Source organism: Chitinophaga sp. Cy-1792, assembly GCF_011752935.1.
Lineage (GTDB): Bacteria > Bacteroidota > Bacteroidia > Chitinophagales > Chitinophagaceae > Chitinophaga.
This window is the reverse complement of the sequence record NZ_VWWO01000002.1, coordinates 506,574-529,909: the sequence shown is the minus strand read 5'-3', so window position 1 is coordinate 529,909 and position 23,336 is coordinate 506,574. Positions and strand designations below refer to the sequence as shown.

General features: G+C 43.6%; 15 protein-coding genes. 2 read left to right on the top strand and 13 right to left on the bottom strand.

Going from position 1 to position 23,336, the window contains the following annotated elements; translation table 11 throughout:
- Nucleotides 1-22: 22 nt before the first annotated feature.
- From F3J22_RS16445 to F3J22_RS16430, 4 genes are all read right to left on the bottom strand, one after another.
- Nucleotides 23-406 carry a hypothetical protein gene (locus F3J22_RS16445; protein WP_167019042.1) on the bottom strand — a complete coding sequence of 128 codons (384 nt, stop codon included), beginning with the start codon at nucleotides 404-406 and terminating at the stop codon, nucleotides 23-25.
- A gap of 62 nt (nucleotides 407-468) precedes the next feature.
- A complete protein-coding gene (locus F3J22_RS16440) occupies nucleotides 469-1,185 on the bottom strand; it encodes a hypothetical protein (RefSeq protein ID WP_167019041.1) in 717 nt (238 codons plus the stop codon).
- A gap of 161 nt (nucleotides 1,186-1,346) precedes the next feature.
- Nucleotides 1,347-2,159: a hypothetical protein gene (locus F3J22_RS16435; RefSeq protein ID WP_167019040.1), complete on the bottom strand. Its 813-nt coding sequence runs from the start codon at nucleotides 2,157-2,159 to the stop codon at nucleotides 1,347-1,349.
- 361 nt (nucleotides 2,160-2,520) lie between these two features.
- Nucleotides 2,521-3,492, bottom strand: coding sequence for an alpha/beta hydrolase fold domain-containing protein (locus F3J22_RS16430; RefSeq protein ID WP_167019039.1), 972 nt, complete (start codon nucleotides 3,490-3,492; stop codon nucleotides 2,521-2,523).
- 279 nt (nucleotides 3,493-3,771) lie between these two features.
- Here F3J22_RS16430 and F3J22_RS16425 point away from each other — a divergent pair, with 279 nt between their 5' ends.
- Both F3J22_RS16425 and F3J22_RS16420 read left to right on the top strand, forming a co-directional pair.
- The gene (locus F3J22_RS16425; RefSeq protein WP_167019038.1) at nucleotides 3,772-4,257 is read left to right on the top strand and encodes a hypothetical protein; all 486 of its coding nucleotides are present in this window, start codon (nucleotides 3,772-3,774) and stop codon (nucleotides 4,255-4,257) included.
- Between the two features lie 38 nt (nucleotides 4,258-4,295).
- Nucleotides 4,296-4,793: a hypothetical protein gene (locus F3J22_RS16420; RefSeq protein ID WP_167019037.1), complete on the top strand. Its 498-nt coding sequence runs from the start codon at nucleotides 4,296-4,298 to the stop codon at nucleotides 4,791-4,793.
- A gap of 78 nt (nucleotides 4,794-4,871) precedes the next feature.
- Here F3J22_RS16420 and F3J22_RS16415 read toward each other — a convergent pair whose 3' ends face one another.
- The 9 genes from F3J22_RS16415 to F3J22_RS16375 form a co-directional block, all read right to left on the bottom strand.
- On the bottom strand, nucleotides 4,872-5,336 hold the full coding sequence (locus tag F3J22_RS16415) for a hypothetical protein (protein WP_167019036.1): 465 nt from the start codon (nucleotides 5,334-5,336) through the stop codon (nucleotides 4,872-4,874).
- Between the two features lie 240 nt (nucleotides 5,337-5,576).
- Nucleotides 5,577-5,957 (bottom strand): hypothetical protein, encoded by a 381-nt coding sequence (locus F3J22_RS16410; protein ID WP_167019035.1) that lies wholly within the window; start codon nucleotides 5,955-5,957, stop codon nucleotides 5,577-5,579.
- A 3-nt stretch (nucleotides 5,958-5,960) separates the two neighbouring features.
- Nucleotides 5,961-6,719 carry an immunity 49 family protein gene (locus F3J22_RS16405; protein ID WP_167019034.1) on the bottom strand — a complete coding sequence of 253 codons (759 nt, stop codon included), beginning with the start codon at nucleotides 6,717-6,719 and terminating at the stop codon, nucleotides 5,961-5,963.
- Nucleotides 6,720-6,847: 128 nt separating this feature from the next.
- Nucleotides 6,848-7,849 carry a hypothetical protein gene (locus F3J22_RS16400; protein WP_167019033.1) on the bottom strand — a complete coding sequence of 334 codons (1,002 nt, stop codon included), beginning with the start codon at nucleotides 7,847-7,849 and terminating at the stop codon, nucleotides 6,848-6,850.
- 94 nt (nucleotides 7,850-7,943) lie between these two features.
- Entirely contained in the window at nucleotides 7,944-8,945 is a 1,002-nt protein-coding gene (locus tag F3J22_RS16395) for a hypothetical protein (RefSeq protein ID WP_167019032.1), read from the bottom strand.
- A 147-nt stretch (nucleotides 8,946-9,092) separates the two neighbouring features.
- Nucleotides 9,093-9,755 (bottom strand): hypothetical protein, encoded by a 663-nt coding sequence (locus tag F3J22_RS16390; protein ID WP_167019031.1) that lies wholly within the window; start codon nucleotides 9,753-9,755, stop codon nucleotides 9,093-9,095.
- 3 nt (nucleotides 9,756-9,758) lie between these two features.
- Nucleotides 9,759-15,881, bottom strand: a complete 6,123-nt coding sequence (locus F3J22_RS16385) for a fibronectin type III domain-containing protein (protein ID WP_167019030.1) — start codon at nucleotides 15,879-15,881, stop codon at nucleotides 9,759-9,761.
- Nucleotides 15,882-15,889: 8 nt separating this feature from the next.
- Nucleotides 15,890-17,680 carry a hypothetical protein gene (locus F3J22_RS16380; RefSeq protein WP_167019029.1) on the bottom strand — a complete coding sequence of 597 codons (1,791 nt, stop codon included), beginning with the start codon at nucleotides 17,678-17,680 and terminating at the stop codon, nucleotides 15,890-15,892.
- 19 nt (nucleotides 17,681-17,699) lie between these two features.
- Entirely contained in the window at nucleotides 17,700-23,333 is a 5,634-nt protein-coding gene (locus tag F3J22_RS16375; RefSeq protein WP_167019028.1) for a T9SS type A sorting domain-containing protein, read from the bottom strand.
- Nucleotides 23,334-23,336 lie beyond the last annotated feature (3 nt).

The window sequence follows — 23,336 nt, the reverse complement described above, 5'->3', positions numbered from 1 at the left end:
GGATACAGATAGTTTGGTGCACTCAACTACTGCTTTTACACACGCTTACAATTAACTGTTTCCGCAAAATCTGTGTAACCAGCAAGGACAGTATTGCCGGAAGGAAGATATATTCCTCGTATATCGCCGTCCAATACATAAACGGAATGCTGATAATAAACCATTCTATCAGCAGGTTTCTGAGCAGGTGGCGTTGGTTTTCTCTTATGAGGATAAGATCGAGTGTGATGAGGGCTGCAAAAAGGCCTATCCAGAAAATTATACCGTATAGGAATATCAATAGTAATGCCATTAATAAAAGCCCGCCAATACTGACAGCTTCTGACAAGTTGCCTATAACCACATACAGCAACACGGTGATGAATACACCAAGGAAATTAATCCAGTTTGTTTTGATGACTTTCATAAGAGTATAGGTGCTACAGGCGGTAAGTTATGCATTATAGCGCGACAAATATCCATCAGCTGTTATAATCTTTTATATACATTCTCCGCCAGGTGGTGGTGCAGCCATTTGGCGGCGGCCCGGGTATCTTTGTCTGTAGTGCCTTTGCCGGCAACCAGCTCCAGGCCCCATTTACGGCCTTCGAACTCGAAAAGAATATCTTTTGCATCTGCGGGTTCTGTTACCATCCATATGGCGACAGCAATATTACGGAACACGAAGGTGCAATCCCAGGTGACGTAATAAAGTTGCTGCTGATAAGGAATCACTTCGCTATAGTTGATGAACTTGCCGGCATAGCGGCCTTTGGTTTCCATACCTGTTTTTACTGCGGTAGTAGAATTCTTCATCTGATAATATACCAGTTTCAACGGGGGCCTGGGTTCATCGCCTTTGCGCCGCAGTACTTCCCGGAATAATACCAGCCACATCTCCTGTATTTCATGTACAAACTGTAATTCAGTTTTCAGATCGGCGCCGTTGACCCATACGCCCCATCCGGCGTTGGTAGTCCTTTTCAGGCCCATACTGCGATCGTTGGAAAGTTGCCGTATAAACTCTCCCGCTCTGCCCCAGGTCTCAAAACCGAGCATAAACAGTTCGTTATTTTCAATAATGATCGCTTCCATTGCATGCCGCATGATAGGAAGGAAGGGGTAATGAATTTCCTCTATGCGCACGATGCTGTTTTTGTATCTGTAATACAAACCCTCTTTAATATGCTCTAACTCTAATGGCACTATATTTCGATTTGCGGATGAAATGTGCCCCGGGACAAAAATACTAATATTTTTAGCATTTCAGCAAATAAAAAATAGCGTTGATGCCATAAAAGCCAAAAGGGTTGTAAGTCTGCGACTTACAACCCTTTTAATAAAAATAAATGCTATTTAGCGGTAACCTATTGTTTACAGGTAGTATTATATGCGGTGAAGATTTCCACGCCCATATCTTCCAGTTTGCTGCCAAGTCTTTCGGTTTCACCTTTGATCAGTTTACCGAAACCGGTTTTTTTCTTTTCTTCTTTGGCAGGATCATAGGTATGGAATTCGCCGGCAGCCAGTTTGGTAGATACAGCGGAACAATCGTCTACCAGTTTTTTGATATCGCCGGTACGGAGTTCTCTTGGTCTGTCGTCGCCTTTCTGTACCAGGATATCCGGGTTATTACGCAGGTTGTTTTCATCCTGCTCTGCCTGTGCAACGTCTGCATTACCAACAGCCACCATGGTAGGATAACCATACAGGCGGTACATGGTGATAGGACCATCGATAATTACTTCCGCCATATGGGTAGTGCTGGAAGCGTTCTTGATGCCTTTGATGGTAGAGCCAATACCGTCGCCCATTGACATAGCAGCACGCATGTTGGAGAATTTAATTACCCTGAAACGTCTTTCAGCATTGTTTTCCACTGCTACATACTCCTTCAGGTCATCTACTTTCAACACCTTAAAATGCTGGCGTTTCGCAGTGGGATCAATGTTTTCTTTTGCAAGAAACCTCACCTTCTTCTGGTTGTCCCATGGAGATTTTTCTGAGCCGGCCAGTTTTACAACGCCTTCTACTTTCTGGTCATCTTTGGTAATAATATAACCAAGTTTTTCATTGCTTTTTAATTCGTATTCAATGTTGTCGTCATCAGCTGTCTGGTTTTGGGCAAAGCTGGCGAAAGAAAGGATTAACAATCCTGCAGTCAGAATTCTAGTTTTCATGGGTGTAGGTATTTTTTCAAAATTACTATCCTTTCCAATTATATAAAAATTTGATTAAATATTTAATATTTACATTATAATAGTCTATCATATTCATCATGATAAGGCGGCAAAAAAGTAAGTACGGTTATATGTCAGCAGGGAAAACCAACCATAACAGGCAGGAGTAAAACTAAACAGTGCGAGCTTATCTAGTATGCCATGTATTGATTACAAGGACTACTACCATTATTATTAATTTTCTGCCATCGGCTACAACGCGCTACCTCCTGAAATAAAAGCTGCTTTCAGTAAAATTCCCGAAAGCAGCCATATCCTTGACATTGCGTCGCAGCTAAAATTTAAATGCAAACAATATTGATTAACCTTTATTACTAACGGCCTTCATGATCAGCGCCATGGCCTCCTTCCCTTCCGGTGTAGGTAACGCAACATAATTATGAATCTGGCCACGGCGCAAATGCAGCTCCACGGCCACACCTGCAGCCCTGGCCTTTGTAGCCAATGCTATACTATCCGGATACAATAAATCCAAAGTACCTGAGAATATCATCATGGGTGCAAGTCCATGCAGGTCACCTCTCAACGGACTCACATAAGGATGTGTGATATCCAGTTCAGCAGCGTATAATCGTGCCCCTTCCTGCATACCCGGAATATCCTGAATTGGGTCTGTTGCTGCGAGCTGCTGTTGTTCAGGGCTACTCACAGTGGCATCGAGTCCGGGTGAAATAAGCAGGAGTTGAAAAGGCTGTGGATGGCCATTATCGCGGAGCCACTGTGCGGCGGCTACCGCCATGCCGGCGCCGGCAGAATTCCCCATCAGCGTAACTTTCGCTGTGCCGGCATCCTGAAGTAACTGACGCAGTAACGCGCCTACTACCGGCACCACTTTGCTGGCAGTACCTTTCGGGGCCAGTGGATAGATAGGCACTACACAATGCACGCCAGTACTGCGTGTCAGTGTGCCCAGTATTTTCCAGTGCGCTTTTACAATCTCATTAATATAACCACCACCATGCAGGAATACCACATAATGATGTACCGGCGTGCCGGCAGCAGGTGAGGTATAATAAACAGGCCATCCTGCAAACTGTTGTAGTGTTACGTTTACACCAGCACCTAGTCCTACGGGTTTATGCGAAGGCGGATGCAGCGCCAGTTTACGTACACGTCTTTGTACTGCCTCCGCCGTAGCGGTCTGGCGCTTGATGGGAAGTAATCTTAATAAACCGGTAAAAAAACGACTCTGCCAGCTGGGTGTTCCCTCCTGCTTCAGGAACGATCGTAATGCCAGTTCATTTTCACTCATGATAATATTATGCTTGTTCATTGCCTATGTATTTTGGGTATACATGACAAAGGTCTGTGAATGCAATTCCCGAAAATTGTACAAAACGGCTATCTTTTGCAAATCATCATCCTATCATCTCTCTAAAAACATATATATTTTAAATACAAATTAATAAATTGCGTATTCAGCGATTCCTGCAACCTATGAAAGAATATTTTGTACTATTTCCCATGGTGGTCATGCACACCAGAACAATGAGCAGTACTGTACAGGTAATAGCCGCTGACAATAATTAAATCATCATTCAAACAAACACATATGGGTGTAGTAATTGGTATTAACGCTTATCAGAAAGCCGCTGACTGTATCGTTGGACATGTCAATATTTTAGGGGTATACGAAGTAAAAGAAGACGCTATCATGGCGTATGAACTCCCGGATTTAGATATTTGCCATTATGGCGAAATATATTTAATCACAGAAATCATGAACAGCAGGAGGCTATACCAGTATAGCCTGGATGCACCGGATTTATATTTCTATAACCAGGCCCCCAGTCCCTATAGCGGTGCCGGTTATGGTAAACATGAAGGTATAACAACCTGCCTGATGTTTGACCCGGTTAAATTACTATCTACGATTTCAAGTTTACTGGATGCTGCAGATGATATTCTCTCTTCACTGGAAGATAGTACAGTAGCATTAATCAAAGAAAGAGGAGAAGTGGAAATGCTGACTGCTTTCAAGGCCTTGCTGGAAAAAGCAGTAGAAAAAGATGCCATTGTTAGCTTCACATTTGGTTAAGCAATGCTCCCGCTTTTGTATTTATAAAACACACACCTATGAATATGGTTTTTTCTGTCGGGGCCTACCAGAAAGCGCCCGGCTGCATTGTTGGACACATTCCCATGATGGGATATTATGAAGTAAAAGAGGAACCAATTGATGATTTTGCGATTCCTGGATCCTATATAGCTACTCCGGGTGAATTCAGGATCATGAAGGAAGCCATGAACCTTTGCCCCATACATCAATTTGGTTTAATACGGCATCACTTACATATTTTTGACCAGATATCAGATGCCTGGAGTGGAACAGGAATAAGTGGATATGATGACGAAAGAACCATTATGATGTTTGAGCCCACTATTATACTTCCCGTTATCACAAAGCTGATAGCTGCGAAAGACTATATTCTCAGTTCATTGGCTGAAGCAGGCAAAACAGCGTCACTTGAGTATATCGAAGATTGTGAGGAAATACTGTTTCTTGATGAATTCAAAACTTTGCTGGAATCGGCTATAGCACAGAATGCCATGGTATATCCCGCATTGAGGTAAGTAATAAAAATATTTTCATAGAAAACGTCTGTAACCTATTCACAGGTGGCGGGCGTTTTCTATTTTATGCAGCAATTATTAATATTCATCTTCTTCTATTTGCCACAGACGTGGCCAGAAGTACTTTTCCATTATTGCCACTCCATTTTCGTCAAATATTGTTCTATTATATTCTGTTAATTCAAAATCTTTATTAAAGGCTTGCATAACATCCTCTGTTCCATCAGGAAGAAAAGTAACAATGAAACGGCTATAGATTTCAAAGTCTTTGTAGTGCGTTGTGATAAGGCCACGGGGCAACCTTTCACAGGTAGCACAGCCAATCTGCGGATAGTTTGATGTATGATAGTCAATAATTTTTTGCGTAAGGTCCCTGGAATAATAATAAACATAATTCAGCTTATTGAAGCGCCAGTCTTCCTTTACCAACGAATCTGCTGCTGCAGACTCATATACCTTATAGCCTGTACCACTTTCGATAAATTCAGTTTCGGTTATCAGGTCGGCATCAAAAATATAGGTAGATCGATAGTATTTAATCATGTGCCAATGCCGGGGTTTTATAATCCATTAGGTATTATAAAATAATTATTCTATTCAAATATTTCTTTCCATGTAAATTCAGCTATTACTGATGCAAAATCTTTTATGCTTAAGTAACAAAATACTCTTTTATTATAATCGTAAGTACTTTTCAACATCATTATTAGTTATAGTAGCAACAGTAGCTGAGAACTTCTCAAATAATATATTTAAAAATATTCCACTCACTGTCCGGATAATTTATTCTTCTTTAGCATTAAAATACATAACCTCCTCCGTAGTGCTTTCTACATAGGTATCCAGTCCACAAATCACTGCTATATATCTACCTAACCAAAATGACAAATCATACATCTGGCCTGACAACATTGCATCAATGCTCATATGGGTTTCCAGTTTGAACGAGAAATTATACCCTTTCACCTCTTCTGTTGCATTGAGCCAGCATTGAAATCCCATTGCTTCACCAACACCGGTAAGATCATAAGGCGGCTCTTTCCTATGTTCCAAGGTAAGGTCACGGATAAGCAGTGCTTCATCCAACATCTTTGCCAGTTCAGTTATTTCTCCGTTATTATATTTTATATAGACTTTAGCTGCTGCCCCGTATATTTTACTCATATTCTATAATGTTTGATGCAGGTCTTGCAGAAAATCAAACACTTCACATCCCGTCGTTTCTTGTGTGATTAGCATTTCAGCAGGAATTAGCGGGTTGTCTATTTTTACGTCCATGCCTTTTAATACGCCCAGTTTAGCAAGGGTAGTAGCCTCCAAACTAAAAAGCGTACTTGCTGCAGGCGTATGTTCCTGTTTGGGGTGTTTCTTTAACAGCTCCTGTATGCCCTCTTCCAGTTGTACATAGTTGTTTGTCTGCAAACCTTTAAATGCCGGCACACAACCTGCTAATTGCTTTTCCCATGTCTTTCCGGATACGTGCTTTTCCAGCCTGGTAATGACTGCGGCCAACAACTCATCATCTGCTGTTATCACTGCCTGAATTGCTGTACCAAAATCTCCTGCAAATGTTTTTTCGAAAGTATCTTTATACTTTGTATAATACCGGACCAGCTTACTATTATCACTTAGTACAGGGTAACAGAAGGTACGGTGGTTATCATAAATGTAGCTGCTGGCATACTTTCCTTTTTCAAAATTATTATGCAGGTAAGCATTCTCCAGAGCAGCGGTATAAAACTGGCATCTGGCGCCTGAAAAATCCTTTCTTACATACATTTCATAAATCGCCAGGTTAATTGCTTTACCTGATAATGAAAGCAGACACCCTACTTTATTACTACCAGGTGTTTCCAGAAATTCCAGGGAAAGGTTAATACTCTTTAAAAAAACATCATAGCTGGCAGACAAGTTGTCAAGGTTCATAGGGAAATAGCAATAAGTTTATCGGATTGAAAAAATCAATATTTCATGTATTATCTTTCAATTTAAAAAATATTTTTATATATATCACTATTTCTCGTCTAAAACGGGCATTTCCGGAATAATTCAAACTATTCATATATTTCTTCCCGGGTAAATGCTCTCCCCCATCCGCTATCCTCCGCAACACCAAATTTAAAAAACGGCGTAATATCCGGTAATGGAATCGCATGCTTATCCATTAGATCAGCCAGTTGTTGCATAGGTAAAATAGTATAATGGGTTAAGCCATCACCGGTATTACACATTCCGGCATACCATATACGATCAATGATGGTGATGAGCACCGGATTAGCCTCATCATATAATGCTTTGAGCTGATAAAAATCCTCCTCCATTACATAAACCGCTTCCCTGGGATCAAAAGGATCATGCATGACCACAAAAGGACTCGCCTCTCCCATATGATCGGCCCACGAATACATAAACGTGGTGGTAGTAGACCAGATAAGATCAAACAGGTATGTCCAGTTTAAATGTTCCTGCTGATAGAATTTTATGGCATTTTCAAGACATAAGGCACCGTAGGCCAATCTTGCCCTGATAGAGATCCGTTTAAAATTGTAACCATGATGGTTGAAGACTGACTCATCTTTGGATTTCAGGTAATCATAGTTTCCTCTAGCCTTCATTACTTCCCTGAATCGCTCTACCCAGCTAAAGTCGCCATTAATATGCGGTGTAAAATACGTCAGCAATAACCAGCAGTTATTGCGAAGATCATCCATCACCATTTCCTTAGATGTATTGTTAGCAGCAGTGCCTATTTCAGGCTCTTTAAACCCGGTATTCAACCGGGCCTCAGGCAACACCAATTCATTCAGTGCATCCAATAACGTTATTGCACAACCAGTATCAGTATCGGAGGAAGAAAATGATACCTTTATTTTATGCGCCAGAAAATTCTCTTCGGAAATATAAATGGTACACTTCGGAAATTTTAAGCTAAAGGGAACAAAATCATCTATAGTATAGGCTGCCGGCCATGAAAATTCGGCTATCACTGATTCAAAATCTGCGCGGGATATATATTGAAATTTATCACCAAACCCCTTACTGATAACACTTTCCATAAAACAATACCGTATTGCTAAATATCAATTTAAAGAGAATTTCTGTTTTTTTATTTTAATTTCCGGAATGTCTGATTTTATAAAAACAGGTATACTATTCATATATTTCTTCCCGGGAAAATGCTCTCCCCCAGCCGCCATCTTCCTCAACGCCAAATTTAAAAAATGGTGTAATATCCGGTAATGGAATCGCATGCTCATCCATTAGATCAGCCAGTTGTTGCATAGGTAAAATAGTATAACGGGTTAAGCCATGATCTACATTAGAGCTTCCTGCATAGTGTATACGATCAATAATTTTAAAGAGTACAGGATTTGCCTGATCATATACCTCTTTAAGCTGATTAAATTCCGCCTCCAATATGTAATCCGCCTCTATGGAACCAAAGGGTTCATGCATTACCACCAAGGGATTCGCTTCTCCCATATGATCGGCCCACGAATACATAAACGTGGTGGTAGTAGACCAGATAAGATCAAACAAATAAGTCCAGTTTAAATGTTCCTGCTGATAGAATTTTATGGCATTTTCAAGACACAAGGCACCGTAGGCCAATCTTGCCCTGATAGAGATCCGTTTAAAATTGAAACCATGTTGATTAAAGACTGACTCATCATTAGATTTCAGGTAACGATAGTCTCCTCTTGCCTTCATTACTTCCCTGAATCGCTCTACCCAGCTAAAGTCGCCATTAATATGCGGTGTAAAATACTTCAGCAATAACCTGCAGTTATTGCGAAGATCATCCAGCACCATCTCCTTCGAAGTATTATTTGCAGCAGTGATTATTTCAGGCTCTTTAAACTCCGGATTTAACCGGGCCTCAGGCAACAGCAAATCATTCAATGCATCCAATAACGCTATTGCACAACCAGTATCAGTATCAACGGAAGAAAATGATACTATTACACGATGCGCATTAAAATGCTGTTCATGAAACCATACTGAACACTTCTCAAAGTCTAAACTAAAGGAAACAATATCACATATAGTATAGGCGGCCGGCCATGAAAATTCAGCAATCACTGCTTTAAAATCTGCGTGTGATATATATTGAAATTTACCACCAAATCCCGTACTGATAATACTTTCCATAAAATTTTCCTGTGCTGCTATATATGAGCTAAAAGAGAATTCCTTTTAGCTTATCGACATTTAATCTGACACCTTCTTTAATAATAGACACCTGATCACTATTTATGCCGTAGTGATTCAGCATTAATTCTTTCAGCATGTCGTGTATCATTCTCCGTACTTATCTTTATATAACGCTCTGGTAGTTTTGATTTTATTAAGATATGCCTCCAGGTTAAAATCCGGGTTAGGATTTTCTTCGTATTCACGTGCAATTATATCATCCATTACGAAAAAGTCATAACCTGTTTGCATTGTTGTATACCATCCATTAGGGTATAGTAATGATTTATTTTCCCAGTTCAACTCCTGATGTAACGTTTTCAATAAGGTTGGAACTCTTTCATAATTAAGGTTATAATATTCCAGGTTCCAGATAAACTCGCATTTATCCTGATCATATACCATTGGCATCCAGATATCTGTTTCAAATGAAATCATGAATTCCTGTGCATAGGTAGTAAAACCCTCGATTCGAACAATATCATGATAAATTTCTACCCCTGTCCGTGTGTATATCCTGGTATCTCCATACAAATTAAATCCAGTGGGTTTATTAAGGCGTCCGCTATTGGAAATTAATTCCAATAGCTGATCTGCTGTTTCATAAACCAATGTTTCATCGTTAATTTTTGTAGGAAAAAGTATTCCTGCTGAAATAATATTTGTTAATAATACCCACAGATCACGCTTTACTCCCGGGTAGACCTTTAGATCTGAACTATCATTAATCATCCCCGTAAAATCCCAGATAGCGGCAGTTTCTCGCATAGTTTAATATTTTATATATTTCAACATACCATCAGCATACATAACCTTTACTCTTTCGCCATTCGAAAAAACCAGACGTATTTCATTCATAATTGTTCTATAATGTTCATCCTTAAATTGATTCTCATATAGATAGTTTTTGAGAGCCGCTGTTATTTCAGGATCTTTTACTATATCTGCTAAGTTATCTTTCTCCACCAGAGCAAGTTCCGGAATTCTATATTCTACTGGTGCCCGCTCCAACTGCCGGCAAGCACCTTTTATTGTTGCTTTAGTGAGTTGCTCTTTATTCGTTTTAAATTGATAACCGATCTTATATCTTTCCAAACCAGGCATTTCTCTTATACCCAGATCAACATCGAAAATATCTGACTTATGCTCAAACATCAAATCAGCTTCGGTATAATTTTTTGAGAGTAACTCTTCTGCTATATCCAAAGCTTGTATTGACGCTTTCATAGAATGTTCGTCAGGTGTAGCATTTGTGAGAACTATCCGGTAGTTCTGAACCCCTTTACCTGTACCTTTAACAATATGCTCAGCGAAACGAGAGGCTGTCTTTGGATACTGTTCCATTCTCCTGAGCAATTTATTAAACTTAGCCTGAATTTGGGTATTTTTCCCTGCAATTTCAGCAAACCTACTTTTAACCGCCGCCCAATCGATCTCCCCACCCGCACTGGCGCCCTCACCTGCACCTCCGAGTCGTACTACCTCCCTACCTGCCGCTTTCGCCTCCGCCATAGACGCTTCTTCAGCAAATTCACTAATGGATACTTCTCTTGTGGTACCATCCGGCGAAATTTCTACAAATGGATATTCGCCTGCTATTGCGCCATTATCCGCAATTTCTACATAGCCATGGTTAGCACCTAATTTTAATTCAAACTCCTTACTGAATTTCTTTGCAACATTGATGTCGGAACAGGAAAGCAAGACTACTTTCGATTCCGGTGTGGCATGTTTTAAAATCTCTACCATCAGGGATTTGCCTTCAAGCGTTTCTTCCACACCATTCTGCACCACCTTAAAGCCTGTATTATCCCCATGAACGACAACGAATATTACATCATTTTTAGGCTTCAACCAGGCATTTACATTCTTAAGGTTTTCCCCTGGTATGATTACAGATACTTTCTTTAAATCTTCTGTGCTGGTAATAATAGATGCAGCTGTTGATTCAGCATTTCGGGCATTTTTTAGGAGATCCCATGCCTTTTTGATCATAGTCAGAATAACCGGCGTCTTTTCCAGTGTTACCCTTTCGGCTTCAATGGCTGCAATCAAACTTCCTAATTTATTCCTAATCGCTGACGTAATTGCTACACCCCCCACAGCCATGTTAGCAATTTCTGCCGAGGTAACTATCCTATCCCAACTTTGGAAAAATGCCTTATTCTTCTGGTAGGTCTCATTGTTGAGGTCTTTCTTGAATTGTTGAACCCATATATCTCCTGCACTTAGCGCACTGGAAACCTGCTGTGTGAATTGCAAAGCAACTGCAAGAGAAGAACCACCGGTTTCAAATGCGGCAACAACACCAAACCCAATATTAAGATAGGTCCATTTTTTCTTGTCATTCTCTGCCGTTTCCGTATCCTCAACATCCTTATGATAGAAATATGCCATGAAGGCTGGTACTATGACTTTCTGATCTATATCCAGTCCAATCTCATGAAGGTTCCTGGAAGCCAACAGTGTTACTGGTTCGAACGGATCATAATTCTCATTATAGATATCATATACTTCTTCATAGTCAGACCCCTCCTTAGGCATATACTTCACCTTATAAGTCTGGGACATGGATATTTTTCCATTCTCCTCCATACTCACAAAACCACCCAGATCATTACCAGTAAAATGTATATCCCTGGTGATAAGCGCCTTCTTTTGCTTCTGTGGATCCTGAATGACATACCCATTCTCATTCAGTCCCAGATAGTAATTCCGTTCCCCTGGGAAAATAGTCTGTTCAGGAATTGACAGGATGCCACCACCAAAGGTTTTCTTCGTAACCGGCACACCAAGGTTGGCATAAGTATCTCCAAACCATGAACTGATCACATTTGCTACACCTTTCAAATCCGAATAAGACACTTTAATCTTATCAGACTCCATTGAACCTTTAGCCGGGAATAAGAGTTTTCGCAGCCATTGGTAATTATTGGCCATAAAGCCATCTTTCAATACCGTCAGCCTGTCTACCTGTGGTGTACTTCTAATCAGGTCCAGGATTATGAAGTCCTTATTACTTGTATACCAGTAACTGTAATCTTTGCCTTCTTTAAAGAGTTGCTGAAGGATGTTCATTCTCGCATCCCGCGACAAGGTACCTAATGCACAGTAGCTATAGTTCTTTTCGAAGACATCATTGTACATTACACTAATATCTTTCCCCAGGCGCACCAGCTCTTCCAGATCTTTTACCATTTTATCACTGCCTGCCGATAGTTTCTTCACTGCATCAAGCGTCTGCTTTCTGACGGCATGGTACAACTGGTAAACAGGTGCATTATGGCCCATCCCCTCATCATACACTATCTTTCTCAGCGCATTAAGCAGCACATCGTTCCATCCAACGGAAGTCATACAGGTTTTGTATGCCTCCAGGTCTTCCGGTTTCAGATTTGCCAGCGCATAGAACGTGAAATAATCTTTCACCGGGCTATAAGCCGAGAGCGACTGCAACAGAAAATCTTTTACTGAAGAAACGTTGCCATCTCCCAGCGAAAGCTTAACATTTTCAGTAGCAAACTGCAGGTCTTTCGCTTCCAGCGTCAGTAACGGGAAGTTGCCATTCTTCGCTGCGTTGAGTACTTTTTCAAATGGATCTGCATTAGCCATATTCAACGGAACAACCGCAAATTCATTAGAACTAACAGCAGTACCATAATAAGGTGCAGATAAATTATCCGTTTTCTGACCGATTTCAAAACGGGATGCATAAGTAACAAACTTGCTATCCTTAATACCTAAGAAGGCGGCAATACCAGTTTTGGGCTTCAGGTCAGCAGAATATTTATCTTCATATAATGCTTCTCCTGCCTTATACCCCTTAAAGTCTGTTCCGATAAATGCGGCTGAATAGTTATTATTATCCAGCTGGAAGGATATTAAAGCGCCCAGTGGCACAAGTTGTTCTGCTGGTGTATTCACATCGGGCTCTCCCTTACTGTTATTATAGTAAACCCTGTCCAGTGTAGAAAACTTCAGGTTGGTGGCCGATTCTGGCAGTGTCAGACAGGTACCTCCCGGTGTAATGAATGTGTAGGTATTATTGGTCTTATTGATTAACTCCTTAAATACCTTAATATCAGAATAACCAACAAGATCATTTGCTGCATCGCTTTCAAACAGCCCCCATACATGCCCCGGATCATAAACAATATCCCACTGATATTTCACCAGGTCAATGCCTCCTTTATAATCCATCAGGTTATCAGTAGTACGCTGTGCAATACCAATCCCCGGATCAAATGTATGTTCCAGCGTATACGCGCCATGTCCGATTTCATGCGCTACACTCCTTCCTACATCTGCTGCAGAGGCGCTTTTCACAAATACAAACCCAAACTGGCTCTGACGAGGCATCTTACCCAGTAAGTCTGCATTATTCATGACCACCTCATTCACCACAAACAGGTAAGTTGCATCATCATCAATATCATGACGCTTACTGTAAGCCTTCTTCATAGCCTTTTCCTCGCCGGTAAAGCCATTTCCGAGGAACCCACTCTTAGTATCCTGCAGTAAACCATCTTTGTTCAGGTCCCACGACTTATCACGACGGAAAGTCGTATCTATTTCCACCGTATAGGTAACGCCTATCTTGCCATAGGTTTCTGACAGACGCTGGCGGATAGCCTCTTCCGGTATTACCGTATTCTCTCCAACCTGAACCAGCACCAGTTTCTCCTGCATCGGCGTGTAGCTTGCCACCAGCAGCTTACCCAGACTCGCATACTTTCCGCCATTGCGACAAACAGCAAACACTTCCTGTGCGTCGCCGCCAGGGCCACCGGTAACCGTTACCGTATAATCGTTGCCGTTACGCTTAAACGGCAATACGATTCCCTTACCATTCACAAAACGGATGCTATCCGGATTGGTATCAGCAGCAGCATTTGATAAGGTAGCCAGGATGTCTTCTGTCTCGCCAGGCACAATCGCCTTGGCACTCACCCGGTATTTACCGCCTGCCAGTTTCTCATAACTATCTTCCAGTACTTTCTTACCTGAATAACTGCCTTTCCAGCTGTCGAAGGCATATTTATTGTCTTTACCAGGTGCAAACGTAACGGTACCCTTATCGAGATCAAGGGTATTGAGCGCAGCCAGTGCAGCGGCATTGCCTGCCAGTCCTTTATCGCGTTTACCCGCCGCCGTTACATTGCCTTTCTTATCTACGTTATAGAGGTTGCCATCCGCGTCTTCAATGACCATCGGCAAATCCTTGCCCTTAGCCTTATAATCGATCACTTCCTGCTTACCCGTCTGGCTGTCCGTTAATGTAATGGTGCCTGCATCTGTATCAACGGTAATATTTTCTTTTGTGAAGATGTGCAGGTTAGTAGTGATATCCGGTACGATATCTCCTGTTTTAACTTTACCTACATCATTACCACCACGTTGTTCCTTAACTGCATCCTCTACAAATTTGTCTATGCCCTTCGTAGCAGCCTGCATCTCTCCGCGGATTACTTTCAGGTCGGAGTTTATCGTAATGTCCGTAAACTCTACCAGCAGGCCGATACCGAATCCTGGCGTAATAATCCTGCCATTACCGGTGAAAGTGCCCATACTGCCTTTGACCGATGTCAGCAACACATCAAAATGCCCTACCCTTACAATCATGCCCGGCAGCAATATCGCTGCAGGTTTGGTGTTCTCCGGAACCTGCAAACCAGACATCTCCCCACAGTTAAAGGTTTTCAACGGGTCTGTCGTTACCTTAACAATATCACTGAATGGCCCGTAAACGCCCGCCACACGCCATTGCAGCCTCGCTTCGTAGGTTCGTCCGGGTTCCAGACTATTCAGCGCCAGCACCGTGTCCGTCGGGGTTTCGGATGAATACCAGTCGTACGTTACTCCATCTTTGTCTGCTGCACGGTATTCTACGCGATAGGCATCCACGTTATAACGCTCCGTACCCGCGGCCAGCGGCCACGACAGCCGTATATTCCGCTCTCCGGTGCTCTTGCCATACAATACCGGCTTGGCTATACTATATGCTTCAAATGGATTATTCCCCTGGTATAGAAACTTGCAGCTCAGACTCAACCCCTGATTACTGAATGCATCACGACCACTCTTATCCCTTGCCTGTATAATCCAGGCGTATTCCATACTATCTGTCAATGCCGGTTCTCCGGGCCCATATACGATGTTGGTGTTTTCTGTTGTAACGGTATAGATAGGACGTGCACTACGGATGATATAATCCGCATTGCTGCCCTTCGGCTTTATTTCGTACAGAGAAAATATATATTCGGTGACACTACCTTCTACCGGACTCGGTGAAGTACGGCTGCTCCAGCTAAAGTTCAGGAACTGCGGGTCTTTCTTTTCAACACGACTCCCACATACCGGCAAGTTCAGCAGTGGCGGGTCATTCTTGCGGAAATAAAATACATTGGCGCCCGGATTACTTACCTGTATCGTTGGCCTCCTGTAATCATAGGCGGTAAACGTAATACGGTAAGCGCCTTCCGGCAGCGACTTATTCTTCTCATATGCATCGCGGTTAAATCCGCCTGTAAAGTCTATGTTATCTGAGTTAAGATAATCCATCAGGTCTACACCACTAATAATCGTAGGTACTCCAGCTGATAACGTGAGCGGACGAGGCATAAACCTCGTAGAACTGCGCATGATCACCACGCCGTTCTGCTCGATGGTCATCTTCAGTATCACATCGTACGAAGGCCTGGTAAGGTCGTTCTGTACCAGGATGACGCGCATCTTATCACTGCCGGGCACCACATAATCAGGAAGATATACACTGTACGGCGGGATGATCTGCGTACTGGCTGTAACGGGGTATTGCTGTGCAACCACCGTCAACCGCATCAGGAGGAATACGATTAAACTAAACAGGTATCGGAATATTCTAACTTGCTGCATATAGGGTATTAAAAGGAATAGGTATAGTTAATGGTACTGGTCAGCTCACTGTAAGCCGGTATCGATGCACTGGCGCCACGCATCAGGTATACCACGGATAATCCAACATTATGACCGGATTTGTTTCGGAATAGTTTTCGTGTACCCTCCGGCGTTGCACCTTCTGTTTTCTTTCCCTTCGGTGTATAGTTGAAGTTTAATCCTGTATTGAAAAGTGAACTGCCGGTCGTCTTCTCTTCTCCGGTAGACGCAACGGTAGTAGTGGCCTGCGTCATATTATAGGTAGCCATAACAGCTGTCCGGAAAGTTTTATCGAAATATAACTTGCTGACATTTACCGTCGGGCCTACAAAACTGGTTTGAACACCGGTGGCAGTATTGTTATAATAGTTTACCCCTCCGGTAAGAGAGAGGTTTTTGGGTTGAATATTATAATTATAACTTAAGGCAGATGTAAAGAATTTGCTCAGGTTAGGAACTGCATCCTTTGCACTGCTGGTATTACTGGCATACTGATAGGAAGAATTAAGAGAGATGGTATGCTGGTGCTCCTTGGTTCCTCTTCTGTACATCACCATACCGGTATAACTATTGTTGACCTGGTAGAAATCCAGCGTATCCATGGCATTGTTAAAATACGGATCTACCTGTGGCCGCATACGGGTGTAATTGCTGAAGTTGGAATAACTTCCGTTGAGCGCCCAGTGGTCGTTTGGCATCACAGCTGCATTGAAAGTACCTACAAAGCGCTTGTCGTCTGTAGCACGGTTATGGTCCAGGTTATTCACCTGCATCCCTGCGTTGCCGGACAGGTTTACCTTTCCTTTAAACAAGGTCACTGTTGGGGCAATGGTGATATTACGCATATCGTTTACCACCGTATATGCACCCAATGTTTCATAATCTGGCGCTACCCGTTCATAACGCAGCTGTACAGAATAAAAGCTGCCGGAATAACCAAAGCCGGCCTGGATCGCATCAAAATAACTGGTTGTTCCTGATGGTGCCAGCAGGTTACCTAAAAAGTTATGGGATGGTTTCACGGTGCTGTCTGTCCCTTTAAGCCCACGCGTATCGCGGTTCAGCGCAGATACGGAGTATTCAATATCTGTGAAGAAGCGTTTGAATAATGTTTTACGCAAATTGAAAGCCATGGCCACATTCTCTTTCGGGGTAATGGTGGCGTCAGCAGGAATAAATTCCAGTGAGCCGATTTTATCCTTCGCCCGGAAGATGGAAATACCATAGGCGTCTCCGTTATTTTCATAGCCTACCTTCATGCCATATCCATTACGCTCAAAGGCAGCACGGCTATAATTCTCCGGATGTACCACATCAAACTGTACTGCTTTCAGCAGCTGCCCGTACATGGCAGATACCCGCCATTTCCCCGGTGAGAGCTCCACGCCGGCGCCATTGAACATATGACCCGCCAGTGTATAGTTGGAAAAGTTCATGCTGGTGGTACCAAAATAAGCCCGCGCCCATTTGTAGGAAGGCGCAAACCGAAACTGGTTGAATGGCTGCGAATAGTTACTGCCCTGGTTACTATAGCTGAAAGTAAACGGCATATCGTAGCCGAACATATTAATGTTCAGATTCCCGTTGAAATACCAGGCCAGCGGGTCACGGCGACTTTCAATACCACTGGCAGTATAAGCTGTTGCGGAGGCATTCAGCGACCCGCTCATACTGATGCCTTTTTTGGCGCCCAGCTGATCAAGGGACTGCCCCCAGGCAAGGCCCGGTACACCCACCATTAGCATGAATGCTACCACATAGATATAGGCTCTTCTCATAGTTCTTCTTTTGATGGGTTTACCTGGTAATGATGAAACGTATATCCTTACTTTCATTTTCCGTCACTATCCGCAGTACATAGGTGCCCGTGATGACGTTACTGAGCGAAAACTGGTCGTCTATCGTCATCGTAGGTGTATACTGCCGTTTATCGTAAATCTTGCCCGTCATGTCAAATACCGTTACGATAGCCTGCTGCTTCCTGTTGAGTTTCACGTTCAGCTTAAACACGCCCGTATTCGGGTTTGGCGATAACATAGCCGTATCGATCACCTGCACCGGTGTGTTATAGGAAGGACCAGCTGTCGGGTCGAAATTATCTATGGTGATATTTTTCCGCAGTGTATAGGTACAGCTGCCGAAAGTCGCTTCCATTTCAATCCAATAGGTTCCTGCGGCATTGAACTTCACTATCGGCGTACCTTCGCTGTAACCAAGCACCATCGCCAGTGGATGGAAATTCCAGGTAACATGGTCCGGCGCCGGCAGGCTGATTTCCTTGATGATCAGGGTATCCATCGCATTCTTACGACTGGCAACCAGGAAGTCGACATCCGGTTTAACGTTCGCTTTTTCGATGGTTAAATCCTGGTGTGTCATACAGCCATGTGCATCTTTTACCAGCAGGTTATAGCTGCCCGGAACGATGTTTTTGAAGCTGGCATCTGTAGTGAATGCACCATTATTCAAGGAGTAGTTATAGGGAGATGTACCACCGGTTACTGTTGCACTGATGGCGCCATCGTTCAGGCCATCACATACGGCGGCACCGGTAGCGCTCATATTCAGCAGCTCAGGCTGCACAACTGTATAGTTGAAGTCTTTGTAACATCCTTTGCCATCAGTGATCCGGAGGTCGTAGTTACCCGCAGGTATTCTGTCGGCCACCTGGCTGTTGCCGTTGCCATTACTCCACTGATAGTTATAGGTACCGTCACCACCGGTAGCGGATATACGAATGGCACCGGAAGTTTCACCGAAACAGTTGACAGGTGTGATAGCCGCAGTAGCTGCAATCGCGGGGTACAATGCTTTAATCGTAGTAGTGGCAGTAGCTGTACAGCCATTTACATCTTTCACCTGCGCATTGTATATGCCGGCATCCAGCTGATCATATTTGCCGGTACTGTTATTATTACCAGTAACAGCATAGGTATAGGGAGATGTACCACCATTTGCCTGCAGATCGAATTTACCGGTAGGCACACCGCCGCAATCCAGGTTTACCTGGTTGATTACCGCCAGTGAAACCGGCGCTGATGGCTGCGTCAGACTAACAGATTTGTTAATCACACATCCACGGCTATCTTTAATGGCAATGGTATAATTACCTGCCGGCTGGTTGGTATAATTCGGCGTATTCGTATACGCAGCACCGTTAATACTATAGGTATATCCGGTATATGTGGCACCGTTACCACCAGCGGCCACAATACTGAAAGTTCCGTCCTGGAGGCCGTAGCAGGAAATCTGGCGGCCGTTGAAGTCACTTGTTGTGATGGTTGCACTCAGCGCGGCAGCCGGGCTGCTGATCGTAATCGGCATGCTCTCTTTTGAATTACAGCCAATAGCATCCGTTACACGAACTACATAGCTGCCTGCCGGCAATGCCGTTGTATTCGTAAAATTAGTATAGGCGTTGCCGTTCAGCGAATATTGATTGGTCAGCACACCGCTACCACCATGCGATTGCAGGGCAATGGTACCGGAAGTGCCGTAGCAGACAATATCTTTGGAGGTAATATTATCTATCGTGATAGCAGGGTTCAGCGAGGCTATGGTTACATCCAGGACATTGGAACAACTATTTAAGTCCTTAACCTTAATCCTGTAATCGCCTGCTACCAGTCCGTTGAAGGTGGTGCCTGCCTGCCAGGTAGTACCGTCGATACTGTATTGCAGCTGTCCGGCGCCACCGGCACCGGTTACCGTAATACTTCCTCCCGGTGTTGCAGCACAACGAACATCCTGTTTGCTTACCAGCGCTATAGACAAGGCCTTCGCCGATTCTGTAAGGGTCACTGGTTTGGATACAATACAACCGCGCCCATCCTGCACTTTCAGCAGGTGCGTGCCTGCATATATGTCCTGTACCAATGAATTTGCACCGAAAGGTCCGTTATCAATAGCATAGGTATAACCCGTATATTCATTACCGTTACCACCTGTAGCGGTAATCTGTGCATAACCGTTATTACCACCTACGCAGGAAATATTGAATCCATTATAATCAGATAAAACAGTCGTAAAATCAATAGCAGCAGCAGGTGCAGTAATGGTCAGGGAAGATGAATAATCGGTATTGCAACCTGCGCCATCTGCAACGCGCAGCTGGTATGTGCCCGCTGCCAGCGGCGAGCCACTGGTATAAGTTGTAGCGGTAGCCCAGTTATTATTACTGATATAGAAAGTATAATTATTATCTCCACCATTTCCTGACAGCGTAATCAGGCCCGTTTCACCCAGGCAGCGTATATCCGTTGCAGTTGCAGTATTGATACTGAGTTGCGGGTACGTATACAGGATACGGATAGCAACATCCTGGCTACAGCCATTGGCATCAGTAGCATGCAAACTATACTGTCCTGCTGCAAGGCCGGTCATTGGCTGGCCAGCAGCTACCGGGTTTCCGTTCAGTGTCAGCTGATAAGGAGCTGCTCCTCCGCTGATCGCGGCACTAAGCGTACCGGTAGCGGCACCATAACAGTTAATATCCTGTTTGGTGACTGTCAGCTGTAAATCAGGCTGGGTCAGCGTATAGCTAGATGAGACCTCACAGCCCCTGCCATCTCTTACTGTTATAACATAAGTTCCCTGGGTAAGATGATCAAATATGTTACCTGCCTGGAATGCGCCATTATCTATTTTATATTGATATCCCGAATAGGCACCCCCGTTACCACCGGCAGCAGTAACAGTGATTATACCGTCGGCAGCATCTTTACAGGAAATATTGAAACCATGATAATCGGACATTGTAGCGCTCATCGACAGCGGTGCTGCCGGCAAGGCGATATGCGCAGGGTTATCACTGATACTAACACAACCGCTGGCATCGGTCACTTTAATGATATAATCACCCGGTTGCCTTACCGCCATTGGCGAAGTAAACGCCGTATAGGTGGTGCCGTTATTCGCTGACCATGCAAAGGTATAGGTGCCATCACCGCCACTAGCGCTGGCGGAGAGCTGCGCACCATCTGCCATACAAATGGCATCAGTTACATGTATAGCACCCAGCACAATAGGTGTTGGTTCCGTAATGGTAACAGGGTCTGAAGTAACCGTACAGCTGGCAGGCGATTTCAGGTCCGTCACGATAACACGGTAAGTACCTGCTTCCAATCCTTCTATTTTAACATCTGTACTAAACCAGAAGCTATTACCAATCCAGTTGCCATTCTTCAGCTGCTGCCAGGTGTATTTCCAGGAAGCAGACCCACCACCGGCAACAGCACGCAATGTACCATCCGCAGCGCCATTACAGGAAATATTTGCAGGCACCAGCGATACGGTTAAGGGTGCACGCTGGAATACTTCCACATCAACAGCAGCAAAATCATTACAGGACAGCTTACGGTTATAAACTTTTGCAGTATAATTTCCGGCGGCAAGGTCAGTAAAGTCGCCAGTATTATTGTTAATGACATTATTATTGGCATCCGTCAACTCATAGCGGAACTGCCCCGAACCGCCGGAAGCACTAAATGCCAGGTGGCCATCACTGCCACCATAGCAGGAAACGCTGTCGCGCTGCGTCAGCTGGATAGCCAGTGCAGGCACTGCATTCAGCGTAGCAGTAGTACTCCATCCGGTACAGGCAGGGAAATCTGCATTAATAATTTCAACGGAATAGTCGCCACTATGTAAATCAGGGAAGATATAGGAAGTAGCAGTTGTTACTGCTGACGAGGCGACCAAAGTACCATTTTGCCATAAGCGGTACTGATAGTTGGTAGCCACTGGCGTTGCAGTAATACTGATGCTACCATTGCCCGGCGTGTTACAGTCCGGCTGCACCACATCAATCTGGCCTGTGATCAGTGGCGGCTGGGTCAATGTTACCTTCACGCTAACAGATTGGCTACAAGCTCCATTTTGCACCACGGCCGTATAATTACCCGCTGCCAGGTTATTCCAGGAGAAGGTATTGCCGGCAACAAGTTGTTCAGGTACCAGTATATTATTACCCTGGTCTTTTAATGTAAACTTATACCCGGCGTCAACTTTTCCTCCGATAGCAGTTACACTGATTCTTCCATCATTGGCGCCATTACAGCTAACATTGGCAGTAATCACCTTATCCGCAGGGATCTGTAATTGATCTTCCTGCCCAATATGTACAACAACGGGTGTGTAACAGTTACCAGCTTCATTACCAGGGTTCAATATCCAGAGGGAATAGTCTCCCGGAGCCATACCATTGATAACAATATCCTTATTGGCCGGTTCGGCGCCATTACTCCACAAAACATCACCGCAGCTTGTATTCCCTGTCGATGTCGGGTCACAGGGCTGAGGGTTCGTGCCTTTTCTCAGCAGCCAGCGTAAGGTAGTATAATTGGATACAATGGCAGTATGAGGAATCACTACGCTACCATTTTCTTCTCCGTAACAAGCCTTTGTTTCTATTTTCCTGGAAGCATCTACTTTAGGTGGTGAAGGCAGGAAGAAAAATGTAGATATATCCGAATATTCACTCACATAATTCAAAGGACTGGTAGCTTTCACCCGTAACAGTACTTTTTTGGTAGTTGTATTTCCAGGAACCAGCGTCTTCGGGTCAAAGTAGAAGCTATTAGAAGTGGTACCTGCCTTCAGTACTTTCCAGTTATGAACGGTTACATAATCTGGTAAATCACAATCGTAACTTTCAATAAATTGCCATACAGAATATTCATTTCCATCCGCTCCCATGTACCAGACATCACCCCAGTGGCCACATTTTCCAGTGGATGGATCAATAGATTCACAGAAGCATTTATCCGGATTCTTTATATTATAGTCTTCATCTGTAATGGCATACTCCCAGGTATAGGTTAACCCTGTACTATTGAAGGAATTTACAGAGGAGAGCCTGATCGAATCATTGGTACAGAAGTTAGTGGTACTACCATAGTTATCATTGAGCTGAGGGGTGCCAGGCTTTAACACGGGTAATTTTATCGAAACATCCGCATAAGTGGTATAACCATCACTATAAATAAAGGTTCTGCCGAGCGGTATGAACTGGCCTTGTGGATAGGTTGATGGAGTAAACTGGATCGTTGTACTGGCTTCATGCAAATCGGGCACATTGGTCGTAACGTCGGAAACCCCTTGCGCGGTGCAGGGGTCACTATCATCTTTACGTTCGTTATGGGTCACCATTATCAATTTGGCAACACTATTCAGATTCACCGTCCACCAGTTAAAAATAACAGCATCATTTCCATTCAAAACGGCATTAAAATTCTGTTCTGTTCGTTGTATGCAGATCAGCCGGTGATAATCATCCGTCCACTGACTCTGGTAAAAGCGAAAGCGCGCTCCCTTGGAGCGACTATCATTGTAGTTCGCCCCCAGCGCAGTCACCTTAAACTGCAGGTCTGCTACCTGCGCTTCGGTTATAAAAGGTATTATAAAAAATAAAAAAAGTAAAATTCTTTTCATAGG